The sequence below is a fragment of the Anaerorhabdus sp. genome, assembly GCF_036657415.1.
GTDB lineage: Bacteria > Bacillota_I > Bacilli_A > Erysipelotrichales > Erysipelotrichaceae > Anaerorhabdus.
The window spans coordinates 1-11,804 of record NZ_JAVXGL010000014.1 but is presented as its reverse complement, the minus strand read 5'-3'; the positions used below and the strand labels follow the sequence as shown (position 1 = coordinate 11,804).

Here is an 11,804-nt window from a genome sequence, read left to right as displayed (position 1 = left end):
CTTCAACACTTTCAGCAGCAAATCCAGTTCTTACTACATTGTTTGCGGGAACAATATTTGAATCGCCCGTGTATATTGATTTGTTTGGTATACCTATTATCACGATGGACTATACTTCAACAGTAATACCTGTAATTTTGATTTGTTTCTTTGCGAGTAAAATAGAAAAAATTTCAAATAGAATCATACCAGATTCACTTAAATTCTTCTTTGTACCAATGTTTACACTACTAATATCTTTAGTAGCAGGATTTATTGTTATTGGTCCAATCGCAACATTTGCATCAAGTTTGATTGCAACCTCAGTAATTGCAGTAAGAGATTTCTCACCATTAATTGCAGGCGCATTAGTTGGTGGTTTATGGCAAATTTTGGTTATCTTTGGTCTTCACTGGGGATTTATTCCAGTGTATATCAACAATATTGCAACATTAGGTTTTGATAATGTAATGATGCCATTCTTTGGAGCAACATTTGCAACAACCGCAGTTGTTTTAGCAATGATGGTTAAAACAAAAGATAAGAAATTAAGAGAAATGTGTTTACCAGCATCAATTTCTGGAATCTTTGGAGTTACAGAACCAGCAATCTATGGAATTTTATTACCAAGAAAAAAACCATTTATTATTAGTTGTCTAGTATCAGCAGCAGTAGGTGCTTTCTATGGTTTTATGAACTTAAAAGAATATATCATGGGTGGACTTGGAATTTTTGAATTTCCAGCAATGATTAATCCAGCGAATAACAATATGGATAGTATGATTATCGGAATCATTGGAGCAGTTGCTGCAATGGTATTAGGTTTTATAGTTACAACTATTTTTTGGAAAGATGATAAAAAAGAAGAAGTTGTAGTTCAAAATAAACAACCAAATTTATTAAATCGTCAAAGTATCTTTTATCCAATGGAAGGAACTGTATGTCCTTTATCAGATGTTCAAGATGCTGCATTTTCACAAGGGGTTTTAGGGAAGGGTTTAGCAATAGATCCAACTAAAGGTGAAGTAACTTCACCAGTGAGTGGTGTAGTAACAGCATTTTTCCCTACTGGACATGCGATTGGAATAACTTCAGATGATGGAATAGAAGTTTTAATTCATGTTGGTGTAGATACTGTTCAGTTAGATGGAAAATATTTCAAACCATTAGTACATCAAGGTGATAAAGTACAAGTAGGCGATAAGTTACTTGAATTTGATTTAGAAGATATAAAAAATGAAGGATATTCTTTGGTTACACCGATTGTTATTACCAATTCATCTGAATTCATGGATATCATAGAAACAGGCTTAAATAGTAAAGAAGAACTGTTGACAGTAATTCGTTAGGAGGTAAGTACATGGAAGCATTTCCAAAACATTTTTTATGGGGTGGAGCAACTGCAGCTAATCAAGTTGAAGGTGCTTATCAAGAAGGACATCGCGGTTTATCTAACATTGATGTAATTCCTTCGGGTGAGCAAAGATTCTTAGTTGCGAGTGGTAAGCTACACTATAATCAAATAAAAGAAGGTAAATATCCTTCGCATTATGCTGTAGATGCTTATCATCACTATAAAGAAGATATAGCACTATTTGCCCAAATGGGGTTTAAGGTATACCGCTTTTCTATCGGTTGGTCAAGAATATATCCACACGGTGATGAGGAAAAACCAAATGAAGAAGGGTTATTGTTTTATGAGAATATAATAAATGAATGTTTAAAATACAATATTGAACCCTTAGTTACAATTAATCATTTTGATGTTCCTTTGCATCTAGTAGAAACATATGGTTCTTGGCGTAATCGTCAATGCATCGATTTCTATTTGAATTTATGTGAAACGTTATTTAATCGATTTAAAGGAAAAGTAAAGTATTGGATTACATTCAATGAGATAAACATGATTTTACATATGCCGTTCATGGCTGCAGGATTGATGTTTGATGCAAGTGAAAACCGGGATGAGATTTGCTACCTTGCGACTCATCATGAACTAGTTGCAAGTGCTAAGGCAGTGATTTTAGCACATAAAATAGATCCATCTATGAAACTGGGTTGTATGCTTGCAGCTGGAAATGCATATCCATATTCTTGTAATCCTGAAGATGTGATGGAGTCAATCAAAATGGATCGCGAAAATTATTTCTTCGCTGATGTTCAATGTCGAGGATTTTATCCAACATATGCATTGAAGCAATTAGAGCGTAATCAAATAACAATACCTTTCGAAGAAAATGATGAGAATGTTCTCAAAGAAGGTGTTGTTGATTTTGTGTCATTTTCATACTATAACAGCTTAGTTGCAACGAGTAATACCGAATTAAAATCAACAGCAAAAGGTAATATTTTTGCATCAGTTGAAAATCCTTATTTGAAATCAAGTGAGTGGGGTTGGCAAATTGATCCACTTGGTTTAAGAATTACATGTAACATATTGTATGATCGTTATCAAAAACCATTGTTTATTGTTGAAAATGGCTTAGGTGCCATAGATCAATTTAATGATGGTGATATCCAAGATGACTATCGTATTGATTACTTACGTAGTCATTTGAAAGCATTAAAAGATGCGATAAATATCGATGGTGTTGATGTACTGGGATATACAACATGGGGGTGCATTGATTTAATTAGTGCAAGTACTGGTGAAATGAAAAAACGCTATGGATTTATATACGTGGACGCTGATGAAAGTGGAAATGGAACATTAAATCGCTATAAGAAAAAATCATTTTCTTGGTATCAAGAAGTGATTAAATCAAATGGACAAAATTTAGATTAGTTAAAAGGAATTGTAAGAAATCGTTACAATTCCTTTTCTTTTGTATTTGACAACTGAATAATATGTGTTATGATGTCTTATATAAAAGAGATGTCATAACACGTATTATCGCTTATATGATATAATGTAGACAACGTAATGGAGGATATCATGAGTAATCTACAAAATAAGGTAGCATCACCTTTATATCAACAGCTTTATGATGCGATAATGGAAAAAATTACAGTTGGGGAATATCAAGTAGGGAGCCAAATCCCATCTGAAGATCAATTAAGTCAAATTTATAAAGTAAGTCGAATTACTGTACGAAGTGCAATCCAAAAGCTTTGTGATGACAATGTGCTTGTTAAGAAGCATGGTAAAGGAACTTTTGTTTCATTACCTGTCTATGTTGAAATTGTGAGTGCTGAAGGTAGTTTTACAAAGTCATGTATTCAAATGGGGAAAACACCAAGTACAGAAATATTATCCAGAGATTTGAAGTATGTTGATAAACGAATTTGTGAGCAACTGAATATTGATGAAAATGAAAAAGCGATTCATATTCAACGTTTACGATTTATTGACGGTCATGCGAGTATGCTTGAAGAAGATTATTTTATAGCAAATTTTGATTTTATGCTTAATAAAAAAGTTGAACAACAACCATTGCTGGATGTTATTCGTGAAAATACTGGAAACACAGCGAAATTCTTTGATGATGTTATTGAAATTAAATATGCAACAAAGGAACAAGCGAAACATCTAGATTGTGTTGTTGGAACACCTTTGTTGTATGTGAGTCAAGTTGTAGTTGGTGATTCAAATCAAGTGCTTTATTATAACGAACAGTATATTCGTAGTGATATATATAAGTTTACAGTAAGATCAAGTAACAAATAGATTTTGAATAAAAGTAGTAAATCAAAAAAGTTGTTTTTAGTGCGCCTAAAAGGAGGATATGATGAGAAGAATTATATTAGCATCACATGGAAAACTAGCTGAGGGAATGAAAGATGCAGCGAAGCTTATTACTGGAGATTTAGCCGAAACAATTGAAACTTATTGTTTAATGCCAGGAAGTGCACCACTTGATTATGCAACTCAATTACAAGAAGAGATTACGAATAATCAAGATGTCGAATTTGTTATTGTAACGGATTTATATGGTGCAAGTGTTTGTTCGGCAATGTATCCATTGACATTTTATCCAAATGTTAAGCTGTTTACAGGATTGAGTTTACCTATCGTATTGAACTTGTTGCTAAGTTATACTGAACAACTAAATCCAAGCAGTATCGAAGAGATACTACAAGAATCAAAAGAGGGTATTAAATTTATAGTTGCCCAAAGCAATGCTGAGCAAGTCGAAAATGACTTTTAGAAAGAGGTAATAGAATGAGTAAAGATTTTTTATCACTATTTCAAAATGAAAAACCAATAATTGGCATGATTCATCTAAAAGGAAAAGACGATGAAGATGTATTTGAAAGAGCCAAAAAAGAAATTGAAATTTATATCGAACATGGTGTTGATGGTATTATCTTAGAAACATACTTTGGTAATTACTATCAACTTGAAAGAATACTAGAATATGTAGAAAAAAGTAATCTTCCAGTCGTGTATGGCGTAAATTGTTTAAATGTTGATCATTTAGGATTTCATTTAGCTAATAAATATCATGCACAGTTTGTTCAAATAGATTCTGTGGTAGGACATGTAAAAGAAAGAGATGAACCATCGCTACATGAATTTTTCAAAATTGAAAGAGAAAATTCAGATGCTTGTTTAATTGGGGGTGTTCGCTTTAAATATCAACCTGTTCTTTCAAGTCATACGGTTGAGGAAGATTTGAAAACAGCAATGACGCGCTGTGATGGTATTTGTGTTACAGGAGAAGCAACAGGTGAAAATACATCCATCGAAAAAATTAAGCAGTTCAAAGATACGGTTGGTGATTTCCCAGTGATTGTTGCTGCTGGAATAACGAAAGAAACTTTGGAAGAACAAATGAGTATTGCGGATGCAGCAATCATTGGTAGTTATTTCAAAGATACGCGCATAGATACAGGCGATGTTTGTGCAGAACACGTGAAGGAAATTACAGATATTATTAAAAGAATGAGAGGGAAATAACATGATAAAACTTGTCAGAATTGATCATCGATTATTGCATGGGCAAGTAGCCTTTGCGTGGACAAAGAGCTTAGGGACAAATTGTATCTTAATCGCAAACGATGAAGTTGCCAAAGACAATTTACGTATGTCAGCGTTGAGAATGGCAGCTCCTAGTGGAGTAAAACTTGTAATTAAAAATATGGAAGATTCAATCACAGCTTTAAACTCAGGTGTTACTGACAAATATCATTTAATGATTATTCTTGAATCTATAAAAGATGCGGATGAACTAACAAAACAAGTTCCATCAATTAAAAATGTAAACTTGGGGGGAGTTAAAACCGAGGAAGGTAAAAAACAAATATCAATGGCTGTATTTGTTTCACCTGAAGAGATTCAACGATTACAAGATATGAATCAAAGAGGAATAGCCGTTGAAGTAAAAATGGTACCGGAAGATAAGGGTCAAGATGTAATGGACCTTATTAAATAAAAAAAGGAGGATGGTAAAATGGTAGTACAAGCATTATTAATCTTTTGTATCGCTGCCTTTGGTTATTTGAATAGTTTCTTTGCAAGTTCAAATATAGGCAGACCCCTTGTAGTTTCTACATTGGTTGGATGGGCATTAAATGATTTAAGAACAGGAATTATGGCAGGAGCGACCTTGGAACTTGTTTGGTTAGGGGCATTCCCAATTGGTGCAAGTAATCCCCCAGATTATACATCAGGGGCAATTCTAGGAACTGCATATGTTATCTTATCAGGTGCAGACATTGCTTCAGCAGTTCTTCTTGCAGTACCCGTAGCAACATTAACAGCATTATTATCTAATTTCATGATGATGTTCGTTGTTCCAATTATTGGGCATAAAGCAGATCGTTATGCTGAAAAAGGTGATTGTAATGGTGTTGATATGATGCATTATCTTGCGATTGTGGTTCAAATTATTCCACAAGCAGGAATTGTGGCATTGGCATTCTATTTTGGTGAACCAGTAATTGAAAGTGTTATTGCAAGTATTCCACAATGGTTAAACAGCGGTTTAAATTACGCTACGGGATTAATCCCAGCGATTGGGTTTGCGATGATTGCCCGAATGATTATGAACAAGCAATTAGCATGTTTCTTATTCCTTGGATTCTTATTGTGTGCTTATCTCAATATGCCAATTATTGGTCTTGCAGGAATTGGAGCATGTATCGTAGCATTCTTATTCTTTAATGAAAAGAAAAATAATACTGTTGTAATGGATGGAGGTGTTCAAGATGACAATGAGTTCTAGTAGTATGAAAAAACTAACAAAAAAAGAATTAAATCAAATCTTTATTCGCTCATGTCAATTGGATATTTCATGGGACTATGAACGTCAACAACATATTGCCTATTCATATGCATTGACACCAGTAGTTCGTAAGTTATACCCAAATAAAGAAGATGAAGAAAAAAGAGTTGAAGCATTGAAACGTGGTCTTGAATTCATGGCAATCACACCACAATTATCACCATTACTTATGGGAATCAATGCTGCAATGGAAGAAGAAAATGCCAATAATCCTGAGTTTGATGGAAATTCTATCAATGCGGTAAAAACATCATTGATGGGTCCATTAGCGGGAATTGGGGACTCTTTAATTCCAGGTACATTAAGAATAATCGCAGCAGGGATTGCTATCTCCTTTGCCGCAGCAGGAAATATCTTAGGACCTATTCTATATTTACTTATTTTCAATATTCCAGCATTTATTATTCGTTATTATAGTTTGAAATTTGGTTATTCATTTGGCTCTAGCTTTATTGAAAAAATTGCTAAGAGTGGAATTATGAATAAAGTATCATATTATGCAGGAATTGTTGGTTTAATGGTTATTGGTGGAATGATTTGTCAACAAATCTGGTTAGATTTACCAATTATGGTAGGTAGCGGAGATTTTGCACAACCACTAACTTATTATTTAGATCAAATCATGCCATGTCTAATACAACTAGGTGTCTTTGGATTCATGTATTGGATTTTAGGTAAAAAGGTAAAAACAACAACAATTTTATTATCACTAGTAGTGGTATGCTGTGCTCTTTCATTTATCTTTGGGCTATAAACATCATTTATATTTATTAAATAGTATTCGTTAATATAAAATGAAATTGAAGATTATGTCATAGCAACATAGTCTTCTTTTTTCTTTATTTTTCACAAGTGATGAATAACCTAATAAAACCGGTTTATTAAGGGGATTCTGGTCAAAAATCAATAGGAATTTAATCTGAATAATGGTAAAATGAAAATATATCTAGGGAGGTATTTATGACCTACACTACAATAATAGAAAGCTTTCATCAGGGGCATGCAATTGATTCATACAAATTGTTCGGTGCTCATTTTGCATATGAGGCAAAGGAAGGTGTTCGTTTCACCGTGTATGCTCCAAATGCAAAAGAAGTACAAATTATAGGTGGATTCAATGGATGGGATGGTGAAAATCATCTCATGGAAAGAACGACAGATACAGGAGTTTGGAGTCTTTTTATTCCAGGATTAAAAGAGTGGGAAACTTATAAATATCGCATAACAAGTTGGGATGGGAAAATTTTAGATAAATCAGATCCATATGCGTTTTATAGTGAAACACGTCCTCAAACAGCATCAAAGATTGTGAATCTAGATGAGATTGTTTGGAAAGATCAAAAATGGATGAAACAACGGACTAAAAATATTGATAAGCCAATGAATATTTATGAAGTTCATGCTGGATCATGGAAGCGTTATGAAGATGGACAGTGGTTTAACTATCTTGAATTAGAAAAACAATTAATTCCTTATGTAAAAGAAAAAGGATTTACACATATTGAACTTATGCCTTTAGGTGAACATCCATTTGATGGTTCATGGGGATATCAAGCAATTGGATACTTCTCATGTACATCAAGATATGGTAATCCAAAAGAGTTTGCGCATTTTGTAGATGCCTGTCATCGCAATGGTATCGGTGTCATTATGGATATGGTACCAGTACATTTTGTAAAAGATAGTCATGGTTTAAGAGAATTTGATGGAAAACCTGTTTATGAATATAAAAATCCTAGTGATGCGAATAGTCAATGGGGAACATGTAACTTTGATTTATGGAGTGAAGAAGTACGGTCATTCTTAATCAGTAGTGCCGGTTTCTGGTGTGATGTATATCATATTGATGGTATTCGAATTGATGCAGTTGCGAATATGATTTTTTGGGAAGGAAATAAAGATCGCGGAACAAATGATGGAGCATTAACATTCATGCGCCGTATGAATTATTACCTCAATAAAGAATATCCAAGTGTTATGATAATTGCGGAAGATAGTAGTGATTATCCAAAAGTAACACAATCACCATTGGATTCAGGATTAGGATTTGATTATAAATGGGACTTAGGATGGATGAATGATACGTTATCTTACTATGCAAAAGATCCAATTTATCGAAAATATCACCACAATAATTTATCTTTCTCAATGGCTTATTTCTATTCAGAAAAATTTATTTTACCACTATCACATGACGAAGTTGTCCATGGCAAAAAGACCATTGTGGATAGAATGTGGGGAGATTATGATCAAAAATTCTCACAAGTACGTAATTTATATATTTATATGATGACACATCCTGGAAAGAAATTATCTTTCATGGGGAATGAATTAGGTATGTTTAGGGAATTTGATGAATCAAGAGAATGTGATTGGTTTTTACTAAATTATCCTAGGCATGATAGTTTCTTGCGGTTTTATGAAGATTTAAATAAAATTTATCTTCATCATGAATGTTTAAGTAAAAATGATTATGATAATAAGAGTTTTAAATGGATAGATGCGGATAATGCTGATCAAAGTATTTACTCATTCTATCGTGAAAGCAAAGATGAAATCTTAGTTACAATTTTAAATATGACTCCTGTTGCACTTGAAGAGTTTAAACTAGGAGTTCCTTATAAAGGAACTTATACAGAGCTAATCAATTCAGAAAGAGATATTTATGATGGTTGTAACATGTGTAATTTTAAACCAATACGTAGTAAGAAAGATAAGATGAATAATCTTGAAAATAGTATACATGTTCGATTAGCGCCTTTTGGTGGTATCATCTTACGTTTTGATAAAACAACATTGAAAGAAACAAAAAAACCTGTAAAACCAACAAGAACAAAGGAGACCAAAAATGTTCACAAATAAAGAAGAGTTTATAAATGAGTTTGAATTAAGAATCGCAGAAATGTATGGACGTTCAGTTGAACAATCACACCGTACAGAAAAGTACATGGCTTTAGGTGAAATGGTTCGTGAATATGCGAGTCTTAACTGGAAAGCAACAAAAGAAGAAGTTGCCAAAAATGAAGATAAACAAATGTTTTATTTTTCAATGGAATTTCTTATTGGTAGATTACTTACAAATAATTTAATGAATTTGGGTATCTATAATACAGTTAAAGAAGGCTTACAAGAATTAGGAATTGATATTAATGAGCTTGAAGATTTAGAATCAGATGCTGGTCTTGGTAATGGTGGATTAGGACGTTTAGCTGCCTGTTTCCTTGATTCATTAGCTTCACTTCAACTTCCAGGAAATGGTAACTGTATTCGCTATCAATATGGTTTGTTTAGACAAAAAATTGACCAAGATGGTAATCAAGTTGAAGTTCCTGATCAATGGCTGAAACTTGGAAATATTTGGGAAGTTCGTAAACCAAAACATGCTGTTAATGTTAAATTTTGGGGACATGTGAATGTATCACAAGATCAAGAAGGAAGATTCCATTTTGACCATGTTGATGCCGAGAATATTTTGGCAGTTCCTTATGATATGCCTGTTGTAGGTAAGGGAACAAAAGAAACGAATACACTTCGTTTGTGGTCAGCAGAAGCGAGCGATATTCTACCTTCAAATAAAGACTTCAGAAAGTATTTAGCCGAAGTACAAGAAATTTGTCTTAATGTATATCCTGATGATTCTACACCTGAAGGAAAAATATTGCGTCTTAAACAACAATATTTCTTTGTTTGTGCAGGATTAAATGCAATTATTCGTGCTCATTTAAGAGTTTATCCTAACTTAGATAATTTAGTAGATAAAGTTGCAATTCAGTTGAATGATACTCACCCTGTATTAGCAGTTCCAGAATTGATGCGTATCTTAATGGACGATTATGGTTATGAGTGGATGGATGCATGGAATATGGTTGTTAAAGTAATGGCTTATACAAACCATACTATTCTTCAAGAAGCATTAGAAAAATGGCCAGTTGATTATATAAGAAACTTATTGCCACGTATCTATATGATTATAGAAGAAATTAATAATCGTTTCCAAAATAAGATTGCGATTGAATATCCTGGTGATAGTGATATGGCACATCGTGTAGAAATTATTCGCGATGATCAAGTGCACATGGCTAATTTAGCGGTAATTGGTAGCCATAGTATTAATGGTGTTGCGAAAATTCATAGTGAAATTATAAAACGTGATTTGTTTAAAGATTTCGTGAAGATTTATCCAGAACGATTTAATAATAAAACAAATGGTATTACCCAACGTCGTTGGTTATATTATTCAAATCCACAGCTTACAAAATTAATTACAAATACAATTGGTTCTGATTTCATTGATGATTTTGAAAAAATTGAAGAGTTAATGAATTATGTAGATGATAAGAATCTTCAACAAGAATTCTTACATGTAAAACAACAACGAAAAGAAATTTTAGTTGAAGAAATAAAAAATAGAACAGGAATACTTGTAGATAGTACAAGCATCTTTGATGTTCAAGCAAAGCGTCTTCATGCCTATAAACGTCAGTTGTTGAATGTGTTACATATTATTTATCAATATCAACGTATAAAGAGTGATCCTACGTATACAATTCATCCACGTACATATATCTTTGCAGCAAAGGCTGCACCAGCTTATGTATTTGCGAAGAAAGTTATTAAGCTAATTAATAAACTATCAGTTGTGATTAACAATGATCCAGCTGTTAAAGGAATGATTAAGGTAGTATTTATTCCAAATTATAGTGTTTCGTTAGCGGAAGTATTAATGAATGCAGCCGATGTTTCAGAACAAATTTCTACTGCTGGTAAAGAAGCAAGTGGTACTGGTAATATGAAATTTATGATGAATGGGGCAATTACATTAGGAACCCTTGATGGAGCAAACGTAGAAATAGATGAATTAGTAGGACGTGAAAATGATGTAATCTTTGGACTAACAGTTGAAGAGGTTGCGGCACTTAAACCATATTATCGTGCTAGAAATTATTATGATAATGATCCACGTATTCATAAAGCAATTGATTCATTAGTAGATGGTACATGGTCAAGTGATCCAAATGAATTCAAAGTTATTGTCGATGATTTATTATATCGCAATGATGAATATCTAGTATTAGCTGATTTTGATGCATATGTTAAGGCACAAGAAGTCATTGAACAAAAGTATCTAAATAAAGAAGAATGGGCTAAGTCATGTCTTGTCAATGTAGCAAAATCACATTTCTTCTCTAGTGATCGAACAATTCGTCAGTATGCAGAAGATATTTGGCATATTCGTCCAATCAAAATATAATAAGACAAATATTCAATAAAAATAAGAAAGTCGATAAATAGTCGACTTTTTTTGTTGACAAGAAAACTTGGCAATGATAAAGTATTCATGACAAGAATACTTGTCATATGAAAGGAGTTCTTATGCCTTTAGTAAACAAAGTTAAGGAATACCGTGTAGCTGCCGGTATTAACCAACAAGAGTTTGGCCGACTCGTTGGTGTGTCTCGACAAACAATTAGTTCGATAGAGTGTGGAGACTATCACCCAAGTGTATTGGTAGCACTTAAAATAGCGAAAATTTTAAAAGTTTCAGTAGAAGAAATTTTTGAATTTGAGGAGGATAGTAATGAGTAGAAGAAAATCGTT

Annotated in this window: 11 protein-coding genes; all 11 read left to right on the top strand. The window is 33.0% G+C overall.

Annotated features, from left to right (window positions below; genetic code table 11):
• A partial coding sequence (locus tag RSB60_RS03390) for a glucose PTS transporter subunit IIA (protein WP_332614550.1) occupies nucleotides 1–1,328 on the top strand: 1,328 nt, incomplete at its 5' end.
• An 11-nt stretch (nucleotides 1,329–1,339) separates the two neighbouring features.
• On the top strand, nucleotides 1,340–2,764 hold the full coding sequence (locus RSB60_RS03385) for a 6-phospho-beta-glucosidase (protein ID WP_332614548.1): 1,425 nt from the start codon (nucleotides 1,340–1,342) through the stop codon (nucleotides 2,762–2,764).
• A 150-nt stretch (nucleotides 2,765–2,914) separates the two neighbouring features.
• The gene (locus RSB60_RS03380) at nucleotides 2,915–3,646 is read left to right on the top strand and encodes a GntR family transcriptional regulator (protein WP_332614546.1); all 732 of its coding nucleotides are present in this window, start codon (nucleotides 2,915–2,917) and stop codon (nucleotides 3,644–3,646) included.
• A gap of 61 nt (nucleotides 3,647–3,707) precedes the next feature.
• Nucleotides 3,708–4,127 (top strand): PTS sugar transporter subunit IIA, encoded by a 420-nt coding sequence (locus tag RSB60_RS03375; protein ID WP_332614544.1) that lies wholly within the window; start codon nucleotides 3,708–3,710, stop codon nucleotides 4,125–4,127.
• 14 nt (nucleotides 4,128–4,141) lie between these two features.
• Entirely contained in the window at nucleotides 4,142–4,879 is a 738-nt protein-coding gene (locus RSB60_RS03370) for a BtpA/SgcQ family protein (protein WP_332614542.1), read from the top strand.
• Between the two features lies 1 nt (nucleotide 4,880).
• On the top strand, nucleotides 4,881–5,354 hold the full coding sequence (locus RSB60_RS03365) for a PTS sugar transporter subunit IIB (protein WP_323382261.1): 474 nt from the start codon (nucleotides 4,881–4,883) through the stop codon (nucleotides 5,352–5,354).
• Nucleotides 5,355–5,372: 18 nt separating this feature from the next.
• The gene (locus RSB60_RS03360; protein WP_323382262.1) at nucleotides 5,373–6,146 is read left to right on the top strand and encodes a PTS mannose/fructose/sorbose/N-acetylgalactosamine transporter subunit IIC; all 774 of its coding nucleotides are present in this window, start codon (nucleotides 5,373–5,375) and stop codon (nucleotides 6,144–6,146) included.
• Nucleotides 6,130–6,960, top strand: coding sequence for a PTS system mannose/fructose/sorbose family transporter subunit IID (locus RSB60_RS03355; RefSeq protein WP_323382263.1), 831 nt, complete (start codon nucleotides 6,130–6,132; stop codon nucleotides 6,958–6,960). Before RSB60_RS03360 ends, RSB60_RS03355 begins: the two co-directional genes overlap by 17 nt.
• Nucleotides 6,961–7,166: 206 nt before the next feature.
• A complete protein-coding gene (gene glgB / locus RSB60_RS03350) occupies nucleotides 7,167–9,068 on the top strand; it encodes a 1,4-alpha-glucan branching protein GlgB (protein ID WP_332614539.1) in 1,902 nt (633 codons plus the stop codon).
• On the top strand, nucleotides 9,055–11,457 hold the full coding sequence (locus tag RSB60_RS03345; RefSeq protein ID WP_332614537.1) for a glycogen/starch/alpha-glucan phosphorylase: 2,403 nt from the start codon (nucleotides 9,055–9,057) through the stop codon (nucleotides 11,455–11,457). Before glgB ends, RSB60_RS03345 begins: the two co-directional genes overlap by 14 nt.
• A gap of 122 nt (nucleotides 11,458–11,579) precedes the next feature.
• Complete coding sequence (locus tag RSB60_RS03340; RefSeq protein ID WP_323382277.1) at nucleotides 11,580–11,792, top strand: helix-turn-helix transcriptional regulator; 213 nt, start codon at nucleotides 11,580–11,582, stop codon at nucleotides 11,790–11,792.
• Nucleotides 11,793–11,804 lie beyond the last annotated feature (12 nt).

What these genes read in the sequence shown, in the direction of transcription:
- RSB60_RS03385 (WP_332614548.1), top strand. Translation starts at nt 1,340, where the DNA reads ATGGAAGCATTTCCAAAACATTTTTTATGGGGTGGAGCAACTGCAGCT.
- RSB60_RS03380 (WP_332614546.1), top strand. Translation starts at nt 2,915, where the DNA reads ATGAGTAATCTACAAAATAAGGTAGCATCACCTTTATATCAACAGCTT.
- RSB60_RS03375 (WP_332614544.1), top strand. Translation starts at nt 3,708, where the DNA reads ATGAGAAGAATTATATTAGCATCACATGGAAAACTAGCTGAGGGAATG.
- RSB60_RS03370 (WP_332614542.1), top strand. Translation starts at nt 4,142, where the DNA reads ATGAGTAAAGATTTTTTATCACTATTTCAAAATGAAAAACCAATAATT.
- RSB60_RS03365 (WP_323382261.1), top strand. Translation starts at nt 4,881, where the DNA reads ATGATAAAACTTGTCAGAATTGATCATCGATTATTGCATGGGCAAGTA.
- RSB60_RS03360 (WP_323382262.1), top strand. Translation starts at nt 5,373, where the DNA reads ATGGTAGTACAAGCATTATTAATCTTTTGTATCGCTGCCTTTGGTTAT.
- RSB60_RS03355 (WP_323382263.1), top strand. Translation starts at nt 6,130, where the DNA reads ATGACAATGAGTTCTAGTAGTATGAAAAAACTAACAAAAAAAGAATTA.
- glgB (WP_332614539.1), top strand. Translation starts at nt 7,167, where the DNA reads ATGACCTACACTACAATAATAGAAAGCTTTCATCAGGGGCATGCAATT.
- RSB60_RS03345 (WP_332614537.1), top strand. Translation starts at nt 9,055, where the DNA reads ATGTTCACAAATAAAGAAGAGTTTATAAATGAGTTTGAATTAAGAATC.
- RSB60_RS03340 (WP_323382277.1), top strand. Translation starts at nt 11,580, where the DNA reads ATGCCTTTAGTAAACAAAGTTAAGGAATACCGTGTAGCTGCCGGTATT.